This is a genomic window from Arenibacter hampyeongensis (assembly GCF_002909255.1).
Classification (GTDB): Bacteria; Bacteroidota; Bacteroidia; order Flavobacteriales; family Flavobacteriaceae; genus Arenibacter; species Arenibacter hampyeongensis.
On sequence record NZ_PIOB01000014.1, the window covers coordinates 54,384 to 79,314 of the forward strand.

Below are 24,931 nucleotides of genomic sequence, written 5' to 3' on the forward strand. Positions count from 1 at the left end.
CATATTATCAAAATGGTTTCTTTAAATTAAACAACAGTTTGTAGTGTTTAGAAAAAGAATTGAATTGTTCCCCACGTTTCCAAAATTGGAGGTTCCACTAAGGAACTATAATGATATATGTCAATTGGCCACTTTTATCCTCGATTCCCCTTCGATCAAGATTGAAATTTTAAAGTTGCCTATCGGATTGGAAAGTGAATTTAATGGTGAACATTTCCTATCCCAAATAGAAAAACAAATTTTAGGCCATTTGGACATGTCACCTAACGAATTACTTAACTTAAAGGGGTTCGAAATTGATCAATTAATTGATAGTTCCGCAAACCTGGACAATGCTCCTCCCTTGAATTTGATCATAGCCACTTTAGTTGATTCTGATAGAACTACCTTGGGCATTGTTTGTTTCTACACTCAGGAAACTTTAACCCTCAGCAAACAACAAACAGAACTAATCAAAGCATTGGCCAATCAAACCGTTCCCTTTATTACACTTCAGAAGGAAAGGATAAAAACCCTTTCTCCCAATGCTTTCTTTGACAACATTAACATTAACCTAAGTAATTACTCCGAAGTTAATGGCACCGCTAGTTGGGAGTTCGATATTGCAACAAATAACCTGTGGTTAAGTCCCTTGTTCTTTGATATTCTTGGCTATAAATCTGATGAGCTCAAGCTGGAGTCGATTGATAATTGGGTCGATTTGGTCTTCTTTTTAGATCAAGATAAATTGAGAAATATTTGGCGAAAATGGAGCAATAATGATTTTACCAAAAATGAATTTGAATGCCGGGTCGTTCACAAATCCGGTGACCTTGTTTTTATTAATATTGAGGTCAATAATTCTAAAATCAATGATGATAACGAACTTGTTTTCTTTGAAGGTGACATACAGGATATAACTACCCAAAAGAAGGTTTGGCAACAAATTGAACTTATAAATCCAAAGTTTACCTCCGTAATCCAGGCCGGATATAATTGGATGGCAGTCGTTGACTTAAATGGAAATTATTCATACGCCAATTCAACCTTAAAATCGGCGATGGACTATACGACCGAGGAATTAATGGACAAAAGCTTTTTTAGTTTTGTCCATGATGGGGAAAGGGAGAAAGTGGCCAATTATTTTTCAAAATTTTTGATAAATGAACCTTTTGTTTCCAAACCTTTTAGATATCGTCACAAAAGTGGTGCGTGGAAATGGATAGAAATTTTACTCATCAATTTAAAGGATGACCCCATGATCCAGGGTGTGGTAGTCAATGCCAGGGACATTACTGAAAGGGTACTGACAAATAAGAAAATAAAAGCTTCCGAGGAAAAGCACCGTTTGCTTTTTAATTCCAGTCCATACCCTAAATATATTTTGGAGATAGGGAGTTTGCGAATCTTGGATGTGAATGAGGCCATGTTGAAATTCTATGGTTACTCACGAGAGGAGTATACTACTATGACCGCACTGGACCTACGGCCAAAGGAGGAAGTGAATAAATTGTTGGAAGGTATAAGGGAGTTTGAATTGCAGGATAAAACCCTTAACTCTGGAATATATGTACACAAAAAGAAGAATGGTGAATTGGTGAAAATGGAGATTGTCGGGCAGCACGTAACTATTGATGGAGTAAAATGCATCCTGGTCAATTGCACCGATGTAACCGATAAGGAACAATATTTAGAAGAACTAAAACAATCGGAACAAAAATTAAAAAGGGCCTCGGTTATTGCCAAACTTGGTTATTGGAATTTTGATGACTTTACCTTATTGTTCTCCGAGGAAGTATATAAAATTTGGGAAAGGAATCAGGATTCCAATGAATTTAATTATGATTCCTTTTTGGACACCATTCATCCTGATGACCGTGAAGCATTTATTGATCAAAACAAAAGATCAATTGCACAGAATGAAAACTATGACTTCGTATACAGAATTGTATTGCCCAATAACTCTGTAAAATGGATACATCAGTTGGGACGGCCTGTCCAAGGTACCGATCTTGGTACTAATAAGTTTGAGGGTACTTTACAAGATATTACCCAACGAAAAAAGGAAGAACAACATTTGAGATTGTTGGAATCTGTGGTAACAAACACCAAGGATGCGGTATTGATTACTGAAGCAGAACCTTTTGATCGGCCAGGACCTAGAATTTTGTACGTTAATGATGCCTTTACTAAAATGACAGGATATACTCCTGAAGATGTAATCGGTAAAACACCTAGAATGTTACAGGGACCGAAATCGGATAAGACGGAATTAAAACGATTGGGCAGGGCAATGCGACGATGGGAACCATATGAAATTACTGTAGTAAATTACAAAAAGAATGGTGAGGAATTTTGGGTAAACATGTCCTTAACTCCTGTTGCAGATGAAAAAGGATGGTTCACACACTGGATATCCATTGAGCGGGACGTAAGTGAACAAAAAAACCAAGAGCTTTTAAAAAATTTAATTATTGACATAAGTGTATTGTTCAGTTACGAAAAGGACCTGAAATCATGTTTATTAAGCGTTTTGAGTTATTTAGCTGACTTTGGTGAATATGCACTTGGTGAAATATGGCTGCCTAATTCGGAAAACACCCAATTAAAACTCTTTGTCAATGATCTTAATAGGAATACTGATAACCTGTCATCCAAGGGCGAGCGAAGTGATACGATTTTCGAATGTACAGAAGGCTTGGCCTACTCCGTATGGCAAAGGGAGGTAATGGAAATATGGGATACCGAGGAATTAAAGGGGATAGAAATAAGTGGAATTCTCAAGGATTCGGGAGTATCAAGCCTTGTAGGTATACCACTCGTTCACAATGAACAATTTTTTGGTGTACTTAATTTGGGATTGGACGCTAAATCTAAGCGCCAAATTTTACAAGGTGAACGCTATCAGGAGATCTCAAACCATCTGGCTGCTGAAATAAAAAGAAAACTGCTTGAAAATGAACTTGATCATATATTTAGTTTTGCCCCTGATATTTTGTGTAAGGCTGGATATGACGGATATTTCAAAAAAATAAATCCGGCTACTTCAAAGCTTTTGGGATATACCGAGGAGGAATTGCTCTCCAAACAAATTATTGAGTTCGTTCATCCTGAGGATCGTGAAAAAACTAGAAACCAACAAATGTTCTTATATGAGGGCAATTCCTATAAATACTTTGAGAACCGTTATATCACTAAAAAGGGGGATATAATTTGGCTTAGTTGGACGGCTAGGCCAATTCCAGAGGAAGATGCCATATACGCGGTGGCCAAGGATATTACTGAAAATAGGGAGCTTAAAAATATTCTTAATGAAGTAACGGACTTAGCCCTTATAGGGGCATGGGAACTGAATTTAAAGAGTGGCCATATCTATTGGTCCGAAATGACAAAAAAAATCCATGAAGTGGACGTAAGCTTTTCTCCGACCATTGAAAGTGTTCTGGGGTACTGCCAAAGTCCTGAAACTCGGGAAATAGTTCTGTTGCATATAGAAAATGCCTTAAAAAGAGGAAAATCTTGGGATTTGGAACTTGAAATAATTACAGCAAAGGGGAATGTACGCTGGGTTAGAATGATTGGAAAACCAGATTATATCAATGACGAGTGTGTTAGAATTTTTGGAAGTTTTCAAGATATCAATGATCTAAAAACTTCTCAAATAGAAGTGGAGTCGGCCAACAATGAAAAGAACAGTATTCTAGAGAGTATTGGGGATGCCTTTATTTCAGTTGACGATGGTTGGGTGGTAACCTATTGGAATAAAATGGCGGAGCAACTATTTGGTGTTCAAAAAGCAAACATAATCGGAAATAATATTTGGAAGGTCTTTGAGAATATTGTGGACACCAAAGTCTTTGTAAAACATTACAAGGACCTTAAAAAAGAAGAAGCGGCCTACTTTCAAGAATATTTTTCAGAATGGAACAAATGGATGGAAATCAGTGTTTATCATTCGGAAAACGCTTACTCACTGTATGTAAGGGATATTACCGAAAAGCGTCAGAGCCAAATTGCCGTTGAACAGCAAAATGAAAAATTAAGGGAAATCGCATGGACACAATCCCATGTGGTACGGGCCCCATTGGCCCGATTGATGGGAATAATAGATTTGCTCAATCAAAAAACTGTAGATGAGAATGAAAAGAATCTATTGCTTGAACATGTATACTCCTCTGCCGTGGAATTGGATACCATAATACAGGAAATTGTCCATAAATCCCAAGCTGTAATAGCAAATCGAAAACCTTAAAATCCAAAATTTTTAAGGTTAATTGGTCATTGCCAGGTATAATGGCGGAACTATTTTTATTAAAAAATTCTCAATGTTTTTAAGGGGTTGCAAGAATCGATACTACCTCGAATTGTAAGCCTGTTTTTTGCTAGTAATGTATTTCACTTCTAGAGATTTTAAAGCATTGATTCCCAATATACTTTTAGTTTGAATACTTCCTGAATATAAAAATAATAATGAGATAATTACCAGGCGGAATATCAAAGATTAGTTATCCAAAACTTCCTCTATTCTATTGAGCAGGTTTTCAGGATCAAAAGGTTTAAAAATAAAGCCGTTCATGCCGCTTTGTAATATTTTGTTTTTCACTTCTAGGAATACAGAGGCCGATAACGCCAAGATGGGCAATGTGGTATCGAATTTTCTAATTTCTCTGGAAGCGGTATAACCGTCCATTACAGGCATCTGAATATCCATTAATACAGCATCGAAGTTATTTTCCTGAACCATATTTACTGCATTTTGACCATTATAGGCCACATCTACAACTAAATTAGCCTTTTCCAGTATCTGCTTGGCCACCATTACGTTAATGAGATTGTCCTCAACCAACAATATTTTTTTTCCCTTTAAATCATGTGCTTTTTTATGGGTAATTTGATTCAACTCTCCGCTCGAGGCCAATTTTAATTCCAAATCGAAATAAAAGCGACTACCTGTTTCAGGTTCACTTTCAACTTTTACCATGGAGCCCATGGCCTGAACTATACTCTTAACAATTGGCAAGCCGAGCCCGGTACCACCATATAAACGATTTGTACTACAGGTTGCCTGGGTAAATGCCTGCCATATTTTTTCCTGTTGCTCTTTATGGATACCAATTCCAGTATCCAAAATTTCCGTAAGCATTAGCACGCTACCATTGGATTCTTCTTGCTTGACAATTTTTAAGGTAACACTCCCTTTGTCGGTAAACTTAATGGCGTTGGAAATAAGATTATTGATTACCTGATTAAAGCGGACAATATCCAGCCAAACATTGGGAAGTTCTTCGTCAATTTCCAATTCCATGGTGATTCCTTTACGCAGACAACTGGGCTCGTGAATTTTTTTTATCTGTCTAACCGCGGCCATAATATTGGTTGGAATGGGGTCAAGCTCAATTTTAGTGGATTCCATTTTACTAAAGTCCAAAACATTATTGAGCAGGTTCAGCAATATTTTCCCCGAATAGTTCAAGGCATCTATATTCTCTTTTTGATCCTCCCGAGGATTCGAATCTCCCAATATATGTGATAGGCCGGTAATTGCGTTAAGGGGAGTCCTTATCTCATGGCTCATCATACTCAAAAACTTGGATTTGGCATTGGATTCCTCAATGGCCTCTTCCCTTTGATCATGTATTCTGGAATAAAATCCATTGTTTATATATGAGAAATATATCAATTGAAAGGTTACCAAGACAATCGTGGTTAAAATGGAAATGGGATATATATACATTCCTGCCTTTTCGGCATCCATATGTACAGTGGTAAAGAGGTCAAAATTCGTAAAGTACAGTAGGAACCAAAATATTAGGGACATCCCAGAGAAGAAACCTATGAGGAATCTTTCCCTTCTAAAGGAAAACCATACAAATGGAAGACCCACGGAAAACAGCAATATAAATTCTGCACTACCAGCCTTACCAACAAAGGAGGCTGTCAGTGCAACTCCTAAATTAAAAATGATTAAATAGATACATCTAGCCAAGGTAAGATTTCCCATTTTGGAGATAATAGCAGAAAGGATAAAAAAGGGAACAGCTGCCATAAGGTAAACGCCATATTCCTGCATATCCAAGCTTCTTGTTACAAAAAACCAAATTAGGGAGATAACTGTGGTCAATAATGAAAGGGTAAAGACAAGTTGCACTCTTCTTAAAGAGAATTCAGACATAGTTTCGGGGATTAATGAATCGTAAATATAATTAACGTTTGTTAAAAACAAAACAACTTGTCTCTACCATCAAACCATCGGTTTTTGCAATTCAAGAATTTTTTGAAAATGCTCAAAGATACATCATTAGACGAAGCGTTTGGTCTATTGTCCTGACACTGAAGTCGGTAAAATAGAATGTCCCAATAAGATCATGCAGATAACTAACTTTATAGAACTGTCTGTTAACGGACCTTGGAAAAGACATGAGCCTACCATGTATTGGGCATACTAAATAAGAAACCAGAACTTTTCTTTATTGGCCTAAGTTTCCTTTACCCAATGACTTCAACGCTATCACCGGAGCAAATGGAGAAGCAAGATGTTTAGTAAAGCTGATATTAGGTTCTAACATGTAAAATGGCAAAAAAATCCTGAGAATTTCGTAACTTCATTCTTCGATAATTGTCGGGTATAATAATAAAAAGTATTTCGCCACAAAAAATAAACGATAATAAAACAGACGTTTATTTACCCCCCTCCTCCCTCGCACCGATCAGAAACCCATTTTTTGACCTATCATGTATTTGGGTATATACCTTGATAAAAGTTGAAATTCAACATTATCGATTTCACAAACAAAATCAACATCAATGAAAACATTACAAGTCCTTTCGATCTCCTTGTTTTTTGGATTGTTATCGACCAACTTGTTTGGTCAAGACCGACTTCCCATTATCGATATGCATATGCACACTGGTGCTCCATTGGATTTGCCGGCCGGTGCTCCAGCTCCTTGTTTGCCTCAGCCCTGCGATAGAAAGGGACAGGCTACGGATGGTCCATCTGATAACCTTGAAAAGACGCTCGAGGCAATGGACCGCTATAACATTGTTAAAGGGTTTCTAAGCGATATTGATCTGAATCTGCTACAGGAGTGGTCAAAAGCAGCACCCGGTCGCTTCATTATATCCTCGTTTATTCTCGATCCGGCAAAGACTTCATTGGATGAACTCAGAATGGAGCTAAAGGCCAAACGAATGGGGGGAGTTGGTGAGATTGGATCCCAACTTATTGGTATGCCTCCCAACGATCCCCGGCTTGATCCCTACTTTGCATTGGCAGAAGAATTTGATGTTCCCGTTCTCATTCATACTGAAGGAATTGGTCCACCACTGCCCAGTTTTCGGACCGTTGCGGGTAGCCCCCTCTTACTTGAAGAAGTGTTGGTCAACCACCCGAAACTCAGGATTTTTGTGGAAAATTCCGGCTATCCTTTTCTGGATGAAATGATTGCCATGATGTACCAGTATCCACAATTATATGGAGATTTATCTACAATCACTTGGATTATTCCTCAAAGTGCATTTTATGATTATTTGAAACGGCTCATTAAAGCTGGTCTTGGAAAACGATTGATGTTCGGGTCGGATCAGATGCGCTGGCCTGAAATGATTGGGAAGGGAATCGATGCTATCGAAGAAGCTGATTTCTTAACAGACGAACAAAAAAGAGACATCCTGTACAATAATGCCGTTAGTTTTCTTAAAATGGACTAGTAGTTTAAGGAACACCTGACTAAAAGATCGTTTTTTAGGCCAAGATTTAAATTTAACCTTTAATAGAAGCAATGGAATAAAGCAGCGTTGGTCAAACACATATTCCACAAGCTTCGAGTATAATTAGTGAAATTATCATTTGGTGGATACAAATTGAGTTCTTGGATTGAATTGGTTTGTATAAGCCACCAAAAGTACTATCCCCTAAATTATATTTAGGGGAATAACAAAATAAAAATTGGTGAATATCCAGATCGATCCTTTTAGAAAACATCTATTTTTAAATAGTACTATTCAGTAGAAGTAGCTAATGATAAGGTGCGCATTTTTTTGGCTACATTTACTAAATTGATCAAAGCGGATTCTGTTTCAGGCCAATCCCTAGTTTTAAGTCCGCAATCAGGATTCACCCAAATATTTTCTTGAGGCAAAAGTTCAGTTGCTTTCAACAACAACAATTCCATTTCTTTTTCAGTGGGTATCCTTGCTGAGTGTATATCATAAACTCCTGGACCTATTTCATTGGGATACTTGAACTTGACGAAAGCATCCAGTAATTCCATTTCTGATCTGGAGGTTTCTATAGTAATAACATCAGCATCCATATCCGCTATGTTCTGTATTATATCATTAAACTCGGAATAGCACATGTGGGTGTGTATTTGTGTACTGTCCTCTACCCCGCTTGAAGAAATCCTGAAGGATTCCACGGCCCAATTCAAATATGAATTCCAATGCTCTTTGCGTAAGGGAAGGCCCTCTCTTATAGCGGGTTCGTCTATTTGAATGATATTAACCCCTGCTTGTTCCAAATCTTTGACTTCATCCCTTATAGCTAAAGCTATTTGCTTACAAGTGGTGGATCGAGGCTGATCATTCCTGACAAATGACCACTGCATTATGGTCACTGGACCTGTAAGCATTCCTTTAACAGGTTTTTTTGTCAGGGATTGGGCAAAGGAGGTCCATTTAACGGTCATGGGCTTAGTTCTGTACACATCGCCAAAAATTATTGGTGGCTTTACACAGCGACTACCGTAACTTTGGACCCATCCATAACTGGAAAAGGCAAATCCATTTAGCCTTTCTCCAAAGTACTCGACCATGTCATTTCGCTCAAACTCACCATGCACTAAAACATCCAGACCGATATCCTCTTGGAAACTAATGGTACTTTCCGTTTCTTTCTTAATGAATTCATTATATTCCTTCAAGCTTATCTCTTTTTTTTTGAGTCTACCTCGCCAACTTCTAACTTCTTGGGTCTGCGGAAAGGAACCAATGGTAGTAGTCGGGTACAACGGGAGATTTAACTTTTTCACCTGTTTGACCCTACGAATTTGAAAAGCATTGTGGCGCTTACTGTCTTTGGAGGATAATTTATTTACCCGGTTTTTAGTTAAAGGGTGATGTATGGACTTTGAGTATTTTCTTGCTTCGAAAATTCGTTTATTTTCTTCAAGATTTCTAATTGGCCATTCTGACTTTGGATATAATACCAATTCTTTCAAGACAACCAGTTCTTTAACTTTTTGTTTTGCGAAGGCCAACCATTGCTTTACATTTCCGGGAAGATTTTCCTCATTCTTTTCCAAATCTAAATCACAGGGGGAATGTAAAAATGAACAAGAACCTGAAATCCAAAGGTTATCGGTATTTACTTTTTCCAATGCATTTTTTATTATAACTAGAGAATCTTCGAAATTATTCATCCAAACGTTTCTTCCATCCACCAACCCTAAGGATAAAATTTTTTTGCCATCAAAGTAAGGTGACTTCAAAATATCATCCAACTGCAAATGACATCTGACCAGATCAAGGTGAAGCCCAGAAACGGGAAGTTGTAATACCATTTCTAAATTGTCCCCGTAGCAGTCAAAGTAATTGGTTAGTATTATGTTTAATTGAGGGTACTTTTCGGCAATATTGGAGTATAGTTTTTTAACCGCGTTCTTTTCTCTATCACCAAGGTCTAGTGCCAAACAAGGTTCGTCCAATTGAACGTATTTTGCACCAGCGGAAATCAATTGTTCCAGTAATTCGAAAAAAATGGGCATTAGCTTATCTAACAGGTCCATTCTATGGAAGCCACCCTCCTTTTCTTTACCAAGAAAAAGATATGTAACAGGAGAAATCAACACTGGCTTGGTTAATATTTCCAAGGAAAGGGCTTCCTTAAATTCATCAACGGCCTTATTGGAATACAGTTCAAAGGATTGGTCTTTTGTAAACTCAGGGACCAGGAAATGATAATTGGTGTCAAACCATTTCGTCATTTCCAATGCGGTTACATCATAACCGTCTTGTTGCAGTCCCCTTGCCATGGCAAAGTATAGATCTAAATCCGATTTGTTTTTTTTTATTCCAGCAAATCTTTTGGGAAAACTACCATAGGTCATGGTAGCATCCAATACTTGATCGTAAAAGGAAAAATCATTGGATGGAATCATATCTATTCCAACTTCTTGCTGCAATAACCAGTTTTCTTTACGAATACCTTCACCTACTTGATTCAATTCTTCGGCAGAAATAGCCCCTTGCCAATATTTTTCAGAGGCTTTTTTTAATGCCCTGTTCGCCCCAATTCTAGGGTAACCTAAAAGGTTTGTTTTCATAATTTATTGTTTGTATAATTCCTTACAAAGCTTGTATTTTAGATTGTAAATTCTAAATTTGTTCCATTATTTGGAATATAACACTATAAATTATAAGTATGATAGCTGTTTAATCTTTTGAGATGAAATATTAATGAATTAAAAGAATAATATTCTATGAACGATTTGGATAGAATTGATTATAAGATTTTGAATTTGTTGCAGACCAATTCCAACTTAACGACCAAAGAATTGGCGAATAAGGTAAATTTATCCACTACTCCTGTTTTTGAGAGGGTGAAACGTTTGGAGAAAAATGGTTATATAAAAAAGTTTGTGGCTGTTCTTGATGCGGAAAAACTGGACAAAGGGCTCACCGTATTCTGTAATATTACCCTGAAACAGCACACCCGGGAAATTGGCCATAAATTCGTTAAGGATATTATAGCAATTAAAGAGGTTACTGAATGCTACAATGTATCTGGAGATTATGACTTCTTGCTAAAAGTAATGGTAAAGGATATGAAGCACTATCAGGATTTTGTTTTAAACCATCTTGGAGAAATAAAAAACATTGGTAGTGCACACAGTACTTTTGTTATGGGTGAAATAAAAAATACTTATTCTGTTCCTATATAAGAAACTACATGAATGCCTCTTATTGGTTAAATTATAATAGTAGTCTTAACAATTTGTCCTTTGTCTAACTTACTATGTTTCATGGTGTATTAAAATCAACAAGGGTAAATATGCGATTTTTACCTTTATTTGAGTATAGAGGGCAAGTTTTGGTAACATGCTGAAAATAGCTAACTAAAACAAATAAATTGGAGTGAGTAATTCGGTGTGTTAAAAATCACTCCCCCTCTAAACCTCAATGAATACTGAAAAAATGATAATTTGGATAGTCCCTCTTGCTCTAATGCTTCAATAATTTCGGGGATATCTACTATTGTATAGTGACTGTAAAGGAACTGGTGTAATAATATTAAAGCATCTCGACGGGTCTGAACTAAAGGTTTTGAATCTGGTCTATATGCAAAGGTTCCGACTCCATTTATTTTAAGTTTTTTATTAACCGTTGTTTAAGATAGGGATAGCGATTACTACATTCGTAGTTTAGTTCGCAACGCTTGAGGATTTCAAAAAGGGATTTTTCAAAATCGACAATCTATCCTCCAGATAATTGAGTATCTGGAGCAAAAACACCTAAAAATATGGAGCTAGGTACACTATCTGGAAAGTCGCGAATGATGGTCAATCCTAACCTTGAACCATAAAAAGCTCCAAGAAGATTCCATTGTTCATATCCCAATTCTATGCGTAAGTCTTCAAAATCCGTTGCATTTTGTTGACTAGTATACCCTGCCAGATTAACTCCTTTTTGATTAACTGTCTCGTTACATTTTTTAAAGATGGAGTCAAAAGCCCTTGATTCATTTCAGCGTCTAAGTCTCGTCTTAAAACAGCAAAGATGGTGCCACCCATTTCGATACAATTTGCCCCTGATGCCCCCGTTCCACGTTGGTCCATTAGTATAATGTCCCTATCGGTTCTAAGTGGGTTATTTTTCCAGAATTCTTCAATAATCAAGGTTGCCCCTCCAGGGCCGCCCTCTGAAACCGCAAAGGGAGCCTTTAACTAATCGGCCTTTTTAGCCTTTAAGACCTTATATACTAATTGAGGGTTCGAGAATTGGAATTATTTCGGTTATCTGGGACTTCTAGAACTTCATCGATGGTTTTATTCGGAGGAGTTGTATTGCAAGCAAATAAAAGGGTGCAAAAAATAAAAGTAACCATGATTTCATAATTATTCAGATTGTTTGTTTCTAAAGTAAAAAATCTTTTTTTGATACAGCTGTCAACTTCGATGTAGGGTGGTTTCTTTGGTATAATTTAAACCCACGTTTATTTAGACTTTTAAAATTGAAAACATTACCAAGAACATTTTTAAAAAATGTGAAGTTTTAAAGTTAAAAGTTTATCACTTTTTCCAACGCATCATCAGTTTCTCTATGCATAAAATTTGCTTGATAATTTATTGTTGTCGTAATGGAAGAGTGACGATACAATTTTTGAAGCATCTGAATCGGAATCTTATCTCCAGCTATGTTCCCGAAACTATGCCGGGCAATATGCATAGTTAGCTTCTTGTCAATCTTCGCCTTCTCTGCAATTAATGTCAAATATTTATTGAATTTTTTTGTCGCTGTCTTTGTTTTGGCAAAAACGTCTTTTGGATTTTCTGTCTTCGCTTTTTTCATTTCCGGAAAGATAAAATCCATGTCGCTGGCTTTACCTAGGTCATATTGTTTCAAGATTGGCAAAAGTTTCTCAGGCAATTTGAGGGATAGTAATTTATCATTCTTGTTCATACGATAATGCAAGCGATCATCGTAAATGTCGCTCCATCTAATCTGTAACACATCGCTTACCCGCATACCTGCTAAATAAAAACTAAACAACCAGACATTTCGAGCATGGTTTTCTTGTTTATTTAAATTTTCCAGCCCTACTATCTCCTTAATCTCTTCTATCGTTAAACCAACTTTTTCTGTTTCAGGGAATTTGATGCGGATTTTATCTGCGCCAAAAGGATAATGCTTGCGCCCAACCATCCCTTGTTTAATCGCTCTATTATAAAGTGTCCGTATGACTACAAGGTTATTTACAATGCTTCTTTTCGACAGCTTTTTACTGACTTTCAAATAACTCATAAAACGCCTCAAAAAGGCCTCGTCAATTTCTTTAAAGGTTAAATAACTATTTTTGGCAAAACGCACCAGATGGTCTACACGCACTTTATCCGAAGCATAACGGGTTAATTTCCCATTTCCTTTGATTTCTTGAAGATAGCTCTCTGACAACTCTTTGAAGGTGGTTTTATTTAATGGGGCGCTGATTTCTTTTTTTATCTGTTTTGACGAAATATCATCCTTTGTTGTTTGAAGCTCCAATAATTTCGTATTAGCCTCTGACAGCTTAGCAAGCAGGAGATTGTTAAGCCGGACGGCATTAGGATGTGATTTTTTTACAATTCGCTCTGTAGCATCCCAATGTTTGAATTCGATAAACTGACCTGTGTAGAGATATGAAGTTCGCCTATCTTTGGTAATTCGGACCGCAAGAGGGTAAAGTCCTTGTGTGTTTGGTTTTTTACGTAAAGTTACTTTTACACTTGATGCCATAACAGTTGTTCAACTACTTAAATATACAAAATTGGTACAACATAGGTACAACAAATTGCGGTTTTGCTCGTATTTTTATGATTTCTTAAAATCGCAAATATCTCATAAACAATTGATTATGAGACCACATAGCACCAAATGAGACCAATAGTAGTTGGACTTAAAATCCAATGGACATTAGTCCGTGCGGGTTCAAGTCCCGCCTCGAGTACAAATGAGTGAAAAAGCCCTGACCCTTCGGTCGGGGCTTTTTTGTTTTAGGCGATGAGCCAAATTTAATTGCGCGAAGGCGCTTAAAACAAAAATTCGGCATAGGATGCCGGCTTTTTTACTTTCAACATGTTCGAACGGGCCTCACCAAACGAAGTGAGGTAATTCCTGCCATTGTAATGTCATTAAATCCCTACATAACTTCACCAAAGTGAAAGCTTTGGTTTTTTTGTGCCTTAATTTTGCCAAATTTATTTGAGTAAAATTGGACAAAGCAAAAATACGGACTACGATACCGGCTTTTCCACTTTCAACAAGTTCAAATGGGGCTCACCGATTGGCAATTGTCATCTCAAGTAAATAAACCCTTATTGATACAGTGATTATCAATGAATATTTAGTTTTGTTAGATTAATTTCGGTTAAACACTTCACATTATTTGTTTAAAGAATTCAAACCCTTAATTGTATTCACATTTGCACAAGTAACGAGAAGTTTTCATTCTACACTGCTCTTTAGGGGAATTCCTCCTAAATAATGGCAATTCAACTAAACCCAGCAGTTACAAAATCATTATATGGAATAGGCCCCCACAAGCCAGTCAAAGATAATATGTTAATGTAGTAATTGCATTTAGGATCAAAAAAACAAAAGTCCTGGATGATCAGGTTGTTCTTATAAATTAAAATACTATTTTAGGACCTTCAAACTAAATAATTCCAATGAAAACAAGATCTAACAATATACTTATAACCACTTTCCTAATACTTGGTCTTAGCCTAATTTCCAATATTTCCCAAGCACAAAAAAATGTAAAGTGGAAACAATTGTTCAATGGCAAGGATCTTAATGATTGGCAAATAAAAATTAGACACCATAAATTAAACGATAACTTCGGTAATACTTTTCAGGTAAATGACGGGGCTATACAGGTGAGGTATGACCAATACACAAAATTCGACGAGCAATTTGGACATATTTTTTACAAAGAGCCATTTTCATCCTATTTAATTGGGGTAGAATACCGATTTGTTGGAGATCAAGTTAAGGAAGGGCCAGGATGGGCCTATAGAAACAGCGGTATAATGGTACATGGTCAAGATCCGACGACCATGACAGTTGATCAAGACTTCCCCAATTCGATCGAAGTACAGCTTTTAGGTGGCAATGGCAAGGATCAACGATCTACGGCCAATCTCTGCACTCCTGGAACCCAATATGAAAAAGACGGCAAAACAATAAAACAGCATTGTACCAATTCTACCTCCAAAACATATCATGGGGACCAATGGACGAGGGTAGAAGTTCTTGTTTTAAAGGATTCCCTAATTGTTCATTACGTAAACGGCGAAGAGGTTATGCGCTATACAAAACCACAGTTAGACCCTGTTAACGGAGCTAATGAGGGAGAACTCTTAAAGAGAGGCAGTATTTCTCTACAAAGCGAAAGTCACCCTGTTGATTTTAGGAAAGTGGAAATAGTGGATTTGGAAAAGTATGCCAATAAACCTAAGAAACTTGAAAAGGTAATTGCAAAACTTATGGCTGAAAAACGAGTGGCTTTACAACAATAGCTTTTTACTTTCATCTACTTTACAACTATCCTAAATAGGATTGAGCTTGGGAATTACCCTTCCAAAATAAATTTGGTCAACACAATTGTCCAAAAATTGAATACAAGTTAAGATCTGTGGGTATTTTCATTATCTTTGATAAAAACAACCGCTATGGCAAAGAGTCAAGACGCAAAGAAGAATGTAAAAAAGGAACCAGTATTATCCGCAAAAGAAAAAAAAGCAGCCAAGAGGGATAAGAAGTCCAAAAAATCCTAAACCTTTAATACTTTAGACCCTTAGATGTAAACTTTGGTGTTCTTCAAATATCAACTTGGCTTCCCTATGCTAATTTTTGGCATTCCTAATGACTACACCTTTACCATTATACCCGGAAAAGAAGTCTGCCCTTAACATAGGTTAAACAATCCCTTTTTACCGATTAAGAATACACGATCTTAAATTCCATGTAAACAAAATCGAATCCAAAATATTTTTTCTGTAATCTTTTTCTTAAAAAAACTAATATTTACATTTCATCGATTATTTCAACTGATTAAAGTAATAATGAAGTATTATCATAAATATTTCAGAACCTTTGGGTAAATAATAATTCCTCCTTAAAATGAAAAAATATTACTTCCTTTTACTGCTTTCCTTATCATTGGTAATTTCCAGTTGCGGAAAAGATGACAACCCATCTGACCCTTCCACAAGTGTTAAAGTGTTTACATTGAGCTCTGTTTCCAATTCCAAAATTTCAGGAAAAGTTACCTTTAAAAAAAATGAGGATGGATCAACTACTGTTCTGTTGGAGATAAATGGTTCTTCAACCGACATCCACCCTGCATTTATTTATTTTAACGACGCAGCAACTGGTGGAGAGGTGGCCATTACCTTGGCTCCGATAGATTGTGATTGCGAATCAAGCAGCACGGTTATCACTACTTTGGACGATGGAACACCGATTACCTACGAACAACTTCTAAAATTTGATGGGCATATAAAGATCCATCAAAATGAAGACCACTTGGAAATTATCATCACCCAAGGCAATATAGGCGCAAATGCAAACTAAAATAATTCAGTTTAAGTTTTAACACTGTATTTAAACCCCGACCATAATCGTCGGGGTTTATTTTTTGGATGTTTTGGATTACCATTCATACTTTAAAACAACACGGAGTAAATTGCAAAAGACATTAAATACCTACGAACAAATATAACAGCGATTACTACTTCTATATCTCAATTTAGTGAAGTATGATAAAGAAAATTGGCCTTGTATTCCTACTGAGCATATTCAGTATTTATTTAGCTTTAATTACCTGCAATTTTATAATTGAAAATGCTACTACAAAAAAGACCTTTTGGAACGTAAAGGAAATTCCCGAAAATAAGGTTGGCCTAGTATTAGGTACTTCCAACAGGCTTGTAGGTGGCGGCTCCAACCCATATTACACCAATAGAATTAAAGCGACCCTTGAATTGTATAAAGCCGGTAAAATTGACTTTGTATTGGTCAGCGGAGACAATAGCTCCCTCTATTACAATGAACCTTCTGTGTTTAAACAAGACCTAATTAAAGGAGGGATTCCACAGGAAAAAATATTTTTGGATTACGCGGGTTTTCGTACTTTGGATTCTGTGGTTCGGGCCAATGCGATTTTCGGATTGGATTGTGTTACCATTATTTCGCAAAAATTTCACAATGAAAGGGCCATTTATCTAGCCGAAGAAAAGGGATTACACGCGATTGGATTTAATGCTGATGATATATCGCTCAAAAATGGATTGAAAGTTCAAATTAGAGAGTATTTTGCGCGGGTAAAAGTATTTATTGATCTGGCACTAAATACACAACCCAAATTTTATGGGGAGAAAATTGAAATTAAGTAATCTGAGCTATATTTGCCCTTGAAATGTCCATAATGACCTCCATTAGGAATCTGATTAAAAACCTAGGTCCCGGCCTTCTTTTTGCCAGTACTGCCATAGGAACTTCCCACTTAGTATTATCTACCAAAGCAGGAGCCCAATATGGCTGGATTATGGTAATTCCCATTATATTGGCCAATGTACTCAAATACCCTTTTTTTGAATTCGGTATAAGATATACCAATATCACCAATAAAACACTCATAGAGGGTTATCTTAATCGTGGCAAGGGCTACTTAATTTTTTATGGCATTATCACTTTATTCAGCACCTTTACCATTCTGGCAGCACTATATGTAGTTACCTCGGGATTGCTTATCAACCTCTTTCAGCTAACCAATACACCCGTACATGTTATTGCAGGCGTCCTTTTTATATTGATCTGTGCCCTACTTATAGTTGGCCGTTATAAATTTTTGGAAATCTCATTAAAATATGTAGTATCCCTTTTATTTCTGGCTCTGTTGGCAACTACAATTCTGGTGGTCGTAAATGGGCAAGTTACGGAAATAGAAGATTTTAAAGCACCCATTATTTTTAATGAAGTAGGAATCCTTTTTTTAATTGGATTAATGGGGTGGATGCCAACCACTGTAGAGGCTTCTAGCTGGATAAGTCTTTGGAGTATTGAAAAATTCAAAAACTCCAATCGCAAACCTTCCTTAAAGGAGGCTCTGCAAGAGTTCAATTTTGGCTATTTTACTACGGGAATACTGGCCATTTTCTTTATGACCATTGGCTGGCTTACCCTCTATGGCACCAATACGGAACTTAGCAACAGTGCTGTAATTTTTGCCGACCAATTGATCCAGTTGTTTACGGCAAATATTGGGTCCTGGGCCTATATTCTAATAGCTATTGCTGCATTTGCTACCATGTTCAGCACCTGTATAACGGCCCACGATGCCATTGCCCGAGTAAGTGTGGACATTTTGACCCTCCTTTTTCCAAGTGCAAAGAACCTAAAAAGAAAGGGGTTTCCCATGGCAATATTACTCTTGGCGATTATTAATTATACGGTCATCCATACCTTCTCAGCCAACATGGGTCTGCTTGTGGCATTGGCCACTTTTGTTTCTTTCGTAGTAGCCCCAATCATAGGGTATATGAATCTAAAGAATGTAATGAGCCATGAAATACCCGAAATATATAGGCCAAATAGAAACCTGCAAATATTGACCTACCTTGGAATACTATTCCTAGCACTTTTTTCAATTTATTATTGTTGGATGGTTCTGTTCTAGACATAAAAATTTCCCATAAGCCTCCAATGCATAGTATTAACGGTCCACCCCAATACTATACAACCTAATCTTTAATATATAGTTAACGCCAATTATTTGTAATTGCTCCAAATTATTGTTATCCTTCCAGAGAAGAAAAAATAAATATAGATTGATGAAATTGATACGAATTAAAAGGAATACCAGAAATGAAAAACGGTATAATTCCAAAATGGGGATTCTATACACTCGGGTAACTTATATAAAAAAAGTGATTTTCGGAATTCCAGTTAGGACATTACATAAATATAGAGAAACCTACAATGGTGAAATCAAGGACTGTAGTGAATGTATATTAGCAAGGTAATTTAATTGCAACATGCTAATGTATAATTTTCAAAATCAACATTATAAAAATTCCTTAATAGCCTTAATTCAAGAGATTATAATTAAGCACCACTATTAAAGATCTTTCATTTTTATTGTGTAACATATCCAAACAAAAAACACCATCCTTACAACCGTTCACAAGTTTTTCCTCACCAAAACCCATGGTATAGAGTATACTTCCAGAGGGTACTCCTTGCTGTAATAGATACTTTTTAATGGCATCCGACCTTTTTTGGGAAAGGGTAAAATTAGAACTACTACCCCCTCGACTATCGGTATGGGATTCTATTCTAAGCTGTAATTGTGGAAATCTGCTCATCACATCTACCACCTTGTCCAATTCCAGGGCTATTTCAGGTGTAATTTTACTTTGACCCTTATCAAAATAGAATTTTTTCAATTTTATAACCGTCTGATTCTCTTCGGTCTCAACCAAGTCTTCGAGATACTTTATACCCATATTGAAAGCTTTGTCTTGGATCTCTTCCAATTCCTTATCTTGATAAGTTACTGAAAATATGGAATGTTTTTCTTTGGTCGCTTCAATCGTAATAATATTTTGAAACGGAATTTCAATACTATAATCCCCGCTCTCATTAGAAAACACCTCCTTTACAAACTTACCTTCCTGATCCAAGAGACGTACTTGGGCCTTGGAAACACCCTGATTGGAAGTAAGGTTAACCACCTTACCTTTTAATGCCAATGTCTTTAATCCCGGTTTTTCTTTGACATTAAAACCGTAAATATCATCATTGCCTTTGCCGCCATCCCTGTTAGAGGAAAAATAACCCAGCAATCCCTTTGTATCATTGTTTTTAATAATAAATCCAAAGTCGTCCTTAGAAGAATTTATACCCTCCCCCAGATTTATCGGGATACTGTAAGTATTGTCCAAATGCATGGTAGATTTATAAATATCCATCCCTCCAAGTCCATAAAAAATATCCGAAGAAAAATACAGGTTATTTTCAAAGATAAACGGGGCAATTTCATTACCAGGAGTATTAATTCTAGGTCCCAAATTAATGGGCGAAGACATTATCAAGCCATCATTCGTGTAAACATAATAAATATCCGTACCACCCAGACTATCGTCAAAATTTGCCGCGAAAAACAAACGACCGGTCGCTGCCTCGTAAAACGGATAATAAAAAGAAGTATCCAGATCTCTTAAAATAAACTTCAACGATCCCTGGCCATTGCTCATGCCAATCGCCAAGGCATTTTTGCCATTTTCACTGAATTGTAAATTCTCTCCGTCCGAATTGGAAAGTACATAAAATATATTGTCCAATTCCTTTGAATAATAAGGTGTTGCCCTATGAAATTTAGAATCCGAAATACCCTTAAATGGCTGCGGATCCGTTACATTGCCTTTAGAATCAATTTTGGATCCGTATATATTCAGGTAAGATTCCCCTGAAGGTCTATATATCTGCTTGGTCCCATCTGGCCGATCACTTGAAAACAATAACATATCTTTATAAAAAGTCGAAGAAAAATCGGATTGCGGACTATTTCCACTTATGTTAAATACCTCAAAATCAAGTTCCTCATTATTGTTACTGGCTATTAATTCATAATTAAAGCTAGTATTTTCCACCAATTCAGCCGGCAATTTATCTTTTTTTGTTGCCAAATAAGCCTTAACTTTTTCAATATCCGAAGTTTTGGCCAGGGACTGCAACATTTTATTAAAATGGTGGGTAGACATGGTGGTATCTTTTTGAAAAATAGTCACATAAATGTCCGCAGCCCTTTTATAGTTCCCAATTTTCATATAGGAATCCGCCAAATTTAAATTTTGTTTATTGGAAAGTTCTCCCTCGCTCAATTCCTTTTGATATTCTATAATAGCCTGATTATAGGAATATTCAAAAAACAATATATCCCCTTTGGATTTTTTTTGCTGAGCAAAACCCAAGGACGTCGAAATAATAAAAAATATAACTACTAAATTAAACCTCATGTCCATAACTGTTTTAGAAAAACCTTGGGGTATCTATTTGTTTAGGCTTACCTTTCTGATCTCTATTATTTTCCTTTTTAACTTTCGTGCCGGATTTTCCTAAATAAAATTTCAATATTACCTCATGCGAACCCTGACTATATTCCCCCAGACCATTCGTATTATGATCATAGGAATAACCAAGAAATAGCCCATTGGAAATCTGCAATCCGGCCAAGCCACTTATGGCATTATCCAATCTATACGAGGCCCCTACCGTTACTACATCGCTAATTAAAAAATTTGTTGACAAATTTAGATTTAAAGGCGAACCATTTAAATAATTCATCAAGAATGCTGGCTTAAATTTTAGGCCTTCGGACAAATCGAAAACATAGCCCCCAATAAAATTAAACTGCACCTTGTCTTCAACTATATTGGCTACTTCATCGGCATATATCCCAGAAGTTAAAAAATTGGGAACGGATAAACCCACATACCAACTTTCCTGATACATAAATAGTCCTGCACCAACTGTGGGGTAAAATTTATTAAAGGTATCCGCATTATTGAGCAAGGGTTCATTTGGATTTTCAAAATCCCCTTTTGTATAATCCACATCAAGTAGGGAACCACCAGCATCGACACCGAAAGACAACTTGGTGTCATCTGAAAGCTTTACCTGAAATGAATACGCCAAATCTATGTAGGTTTGGGAAGTTGGTCCCAATTGATCACTTACAATATTAAACCCCAACCCATTTTTTTCATTGGCCAATGGAAGGTTTACACCAAACCTCAAGGTTTTTGGCGCTCCCGGAATTCCAGACCATTGTACGCGATATAAACCCGTTATATCCGGAGTCTCCACGGTACCCACGTAAGCCGGATTAAAACTACCTATATTGTACATATATTGGGTATACTGTGGTTCCTTCTGCCCGAATAGTGATGTTACGGAAAAAAACACTACGCTACAAAGCAACAAAAGGTTTCTATACCCTAAACTGTATATTCTAAAATTCATAGTCTATTTTATCTTATGATTTGGATCCAACCTTTTCGTACTTCCGTTCCATCGCCAAGATCCAATATATAAAAGTAGGTTCCTTTTGGCAAATCCCCATTCTTTCCCGTTCCCGTCCAAGAATTGTCATAACTACCGGCCTTAAAGACCTCATTGCCGTAGCGGTCATAAATTTCAATGGTATTATTGGGGTAATCTTCAATACAATTAATATAAACTGCATCGTTTATTCCATCCCCATTAGGGGATATCTGATTAAAGAGAAATCCGCATTCGTTGGAAGAACGAGGTGTCGCCGTTACGCTAGCCGAAGCTATATTATTCGCAGCATTTGAATCTTCCGGAAAAGAGTCCACAATGGCGGCAACATTCCGATAATTGCCCACTTCAGGTACCATGGCAGTAATGGTTAAGGTATTTATCTCATTGGCCAAAACCTCATCCAACTGCCATACTCCGGCAACCTCATTGTATGTTCCTTTAGTAACCGTACTACTTATATATTGAAATCCAACTGCCGGGCCTACAAGATCGTTAACCGCAACATTGGTCACCATTATAGGGCTTAAATTGGTCAGGGTTATGGTAAAGACGACTTCACGTCCTACCAATACACTTTCCAAATCCACTACTTTGACAATCCCAAGATCAATTTGGCAGGCATCCGAAATATTAGGGATACAAGGATTATCGTTCGCGGGATCCAATTGATCTACAACACCGTCATTATCGGAATCCAAAATATTGGAATCCAAGGCATCTATAATACCATCACTATCCGTATCAAATGGATTATTTACATCTGGCCCAACTTCCACTCCATCATTAATGCCATCCGCATCGGTATCCCGATTATTGGGGTCCAATCCCAAAGTAACTTCATCCCTGTCAATGATACCGTCCCCATCGCTATCCATAGTACAGGTAGTTACGGTAATGGTAACATCAACACTTTCGTTTATACATGGGGAAACAGCGGTATTTGTAGTAAATCTAAAAATGTAGTCCCCTTCTACTGCTCCTTCAAAATTAACCATGTTTTCCGCCCCAATGGTGACGGTCCCTGGAGGGGTATCTACTATGCTCCAAACCCCGGCCGTACCTCCCGTCCTGGTAGTATCCAAATCAATAGTTGTAGGCCCACCGCCGGTTATACTGCAAGCTACAGTATTAATTGTTGTACCGGCTGCCACAGGATCCGCAACTGTAACCGTAACAGGGACGCGTTCGGAGAAACAGCCATTGGCAGAAGCCTCAACATAATAAATTGTGGTAACCGTGTTGTTTGGAGTGACAAAATTACTGCCTTCCCCCAAGGGCAGACTATCCGAGGTTGAACTATACCAAAACAAACTACCACCCGCCGTTACCGTCGCACTTATCGTTGCTGTACCCGGTCCGCAAATGGTTGTTGGAGTGGTACTTAGTATTTCAGGTGGTTCGTTACGGACTAGGGTTACTTCCAAGGGTGGACTAGTACAACCAGTACCCGAATTGAACAAGAAACCGTAGAAAGTAGCCGCAAAATTTACAACAGAAGTACTTAACCTAGCACCGGTATTGGAAAAATCATTACTACTGCTCCATATTAGTTCAAATCCTGCAGGAATAGAACTATCTGTATAAGCATCAAGATCTTGACTAAAATCTTCACAGAAAATAGTGGGCGTTGTATTTATTAAAGGCGCCTCTATACAATTATCGTTGTCTGCAATAGTACCAACACCCTGTGCCTTTCCTAGTTGGGCAAATCCGGTTGCATTGGTTAGGTTAACGAAAAAGCTTTCCGTACCCTCTGCGACTACATCATTCGTAATATTTATGGTAATTGTTCTCGTTTCCCCGTTCAATCCTAAAAATGTTAATATACCTGACTCTGCGTCATAATCAGTTCCTGCCGTGGCAGTGTTATCGGCCGTAGTATAGGATACTATAGTTCCCAATAGCACAGCGCCATTTAGGGTCACCGTAAAGGTGGCGGTGCCATCATTTTCATTCACCAAAACATCATCAATGGAAACACCTGCGGTATCCTCACTGGCAATATTCACCGTAGCTGAATTATTTGGTGCGGTGGCAAGGGTATAACCAGTACCATTCGCCAAGGTCACAATTACAGATTCCGTGGCCGCTTCCACCTCATTATCGTTAATAGGAGTGACCGTTATAGTACTGCTCTCCTGAGAGTCAGGTATTGAAACTATACCTGTAAGTGCTATATAATCCGAATCCGAGGTGGCAGTTCCCCCTATGGCATAATTTACATCAATAGGTCCACCTGATAAGTTTGTAGTGTTCAGGCCAACTGTAAAAGAACCTGCACTTAAAGGACTCTCCGAGGCATTGGGAGTTGTGGCCGTAATGCTCGCAACATAACTATCGTTGTCCGCAATGGTCACCGTGGCGGTATTGTTCGGGGCGCCCGCAACCGCATAGCCCGTTCCAGCCGCCAAGGTCAGTATAACCGTCTCGGGGCCCTCGACAAGTCCGTCGTCTACAGGCGTAATCGTAATCAGTGCCGTCTGTTGGTTATTCCCTATCGATACACTGCCGCCCAAAGTGGCATAGTCCGTAGTATTGGTCGCATTCGAACCACCAGTCGCTATCGTATAATTCACCACGATGGCGCTTCCGTTGGTGTTGGTCGTCCCTAGGTCCACCGTGAACTGGCCTATAGCACTACCCGCTTCAGAGGCCGTAGGGTCATTTGCCGTGATGCTCGCCGTATAGCTGTCGTCATTGTTTATCGTGCCCGTGGCCGTGGCCGTGCCTATGGTATAGCCCGCACTGGCCGCACTGAGCGTAACCGTAAAGGTCTCGTTCGGCTCCACAGTGGTGTCGCCGCTGACGTTGACCGTAAAGTTGGCCGTAGCCGAACCCGCCGCAAAGTTCACCGGGCCACTGGGCAAAGCCCCTCCAAAGTCAGCCGCGTTCGCGCTGCCAGCCGTTACCGTAAAGGTCGCACTGGCCGCGGATGTCGTCGCGCCCGTACGGCTCGCCGTAAACACGAAGGCCGTAGTGCCAGAGTTCCCCTCGGCAAGGGCAACGTCCCCGCCCATGTTCATCACTTCGCTGTCGTCATTGTTTATCGTGCCCGTGGCCGTGGCCGTGCCTATGGTATAGCCCGCACTGGCCGCACTGAGCGTAACCGTAAAGGTCTCGTTCG

The 24,931-nt window shown here is 38.0% G+C and carries 14 protein-coding genes; 8 read left to right on the top strand and 6 right to left on the bottom strand.

The window, feature by feature from the left end:
* Positions 1–43: 43 nt before the first annotated feature.
* Positions 44–4,231, top strand: coding sequence for a PAS domain S-box protein (locus tag CWD91_RS21285; protein ID WP_103443000.1), 4,188 nt, complete (start codon positions 44–46; stop codon positions 4,229–4,231).
* A 249-nt stretch (positions 4,232–4,480) separates the two neighbouring features.
* Here the strand turns inward: CWD91_RS21285 and CWD91_RS21290 are convergent, their stop codons facing one another.
* The gene (locus tag CWD91_RS21290; RefSeq protein WP_239985898.1) at positions 4,481–6,151 is read right to left on the bottom strand and encodes a response regulator; all 1,671 of its coding nucleotides are present in this window, start codon (positions 6,149–6,151) and stop codon (positions 4,481–4,483) included.
* A 632-nt stretch (positions 6,152–6,783) separates the two neighbouring features.
* Between CWD91_RS21290 and CWD91_RS21295 the strand changes: the two genes are divergently transcribed.
* Positions 6,784–7,689 (top strand): amidohydrolase family protein, encoded by a 906-nt coding sequence (locus CWD91_RS21295; RefSeq protein ID WP_103443001.1) that lies wholly within the window; start codon positions 6,784–6,786, stop codon positions 7,687–7,689.
* A gap of 290 nt (positions 7,690–7,979) precedes the next feature.
* Here the strand turns inward: CWD91_RS21295 and metE are convergent, their stop codons facing one another.
* A complete protein-coding gene (gene metE / locus CWD91_RS21300; RefSeq protein ID WP_192877706.1) occupies positions 7,980–10,304 on the bottom strand; it encodes a 5-methyltetrahydropteroyltriglutamate--homocysteine S-methyltransferase in 2,325 nt (774 codons plus the stop codon).
* A 156-nt stretch (positions 10,305–10,460) separates the two neighbouring features.
* Between metE and CWD91_RS21305 the strand changes: the two genes are divergently transcribed.
* On the top strand, positions 10,461–10,922 hold the full coding sequence (locus tag CWD91_RS21305) for an Lrp/AsnC family transcriptional regulator (RefSeq protein WP_103443003.1): 462 nt from the start codon (positions 10,461–10,463) through the stop codon (positions 10,920–10,922).
* Between the two features lie 1,336 nt (positions 10,923–12,258).
* Here CWD91_RS21305 and CWD91_RS21315 read toward each other — a convergent pair.
* Positions 12,259–13,473, bottom strand: coding sequence for a site-specific integrase (locus tag CWD91_RS21315; protein WP_103443005.1), 1,215 nt, complete (start codon positions 13,471–13,473; stop codon positions 12,259–12,261).
* A 932-nt stretch (positions 13,474–14,405) separates the two neighbouring features.
* Between CWD91_RS21315 and CWD91_RS21320 the strand changes: the two genes are divergently transcribed.
* The 5 genes from CWD91_RS21320 to CWD91_RS23015 all read left to right on the top strand — a co-directional run bounded on the left by CWD91_RS21320 (position 14,406) and on the right by CWD91_RS23015 (position 18,764).
* Positions 14,406–15,257 (top strand): 3-keto-disaccharide hydrolase, encoded by an 852-nt coding sequence (locus CWD91_RS21320; protein ID WP_103443006.1) that lies wholly within the window; start codon positions 14,406–14,408, stop codon positions 15,255–15,257.
* 604 nt (positions 15,258–15,861) lie between these two features.
* Positions 15,862–16,314, top strand: a complete 453-nt coding sequence (locus CWD91_RS21325) for a hypothetical protein (protein WP_103443007.1) — start codon at positions 15,862–15,864, stop codon at positions 16,312–16,314.
* A gap of 185 nt (positions 16,315–16,499) precedes the next feature.
* Positions 16,500–17,135 (top strand): SanA/YdcF family protein, encoded by a 636-nt coding sequence (locus CWD91_RS21330; RefSeq protein ID WP_103443008.1) that lies wholly within the window; start codon positions 16,500–16,502, stop codon positions 17,133–17,135.
* A 32-nt stretch (positions 17,136–17,167) separates the two neighbouring features.
* Complete coding sequence (locus CWD91_RS21335; RefSeq protein ID WP_103443009.1) at positions 17,168–18,418, top strand: NRAMP family divalent metal transporter; 1,251 nt, start codon at positions 17,168–17,170, stop codon at positions 18,416–18,418.
* Positions 18,419–18,572: 154 nt separating this feature from the next.
* Entirely contained in the window at positions 18,573–18,764 is a 192-nt protein-coding gene (locus CWD91_RS23015) for a hypothetical protein (protein ID WP_103443018.1), read from the top strand.
* A gap of 63 nt (positions 18,765–18,827) precedes the next feature.
* On the opposite strand, the gene CWD91_RS21345 is transcribed toward CWD91_RS23015, so the two are convergent.
* The 3 genes from CWD91_RS21345 to CWD91_RS21355 all read right to left on the bottom strand — a co-directional run.
* Positions 18,828–20,759: an OmpA family protein gene (locus tag CWD91_RS21345; protein WP_103443010.1), complete on the bottom strand. Its 1,932-nt coding sequence runs from the start codon at positions 20,757–20,759 to the stop codon at positions 18,828–18,830.
* A 13-nt stretch (positions 20,760–20,772) separates the two neighbouring features.
* The gene (locus CWD91_RS21350) at positions 20,773–21,765 is read right to left on the bottom strand and encodes a PorP/SprF family type IX secretion system membrane protein (RefSeq protein ID WP_103443011.1); all 993 of its coding nucleotides are present in this window, start codon (positions 21,763–21,765) and stop codon (positions 20,773–20,775) included.
* Between the two features lie 8 nt (positions 21,766–21,773).
* A partial coding sequence (locus CWD91_RS21355; protein ID WP_157943864.1) for a Calx-beta domain-containing protein occupies positions 21,774–24,931 on the bottom strand: 3,158 nt, incomplete at its 5' end.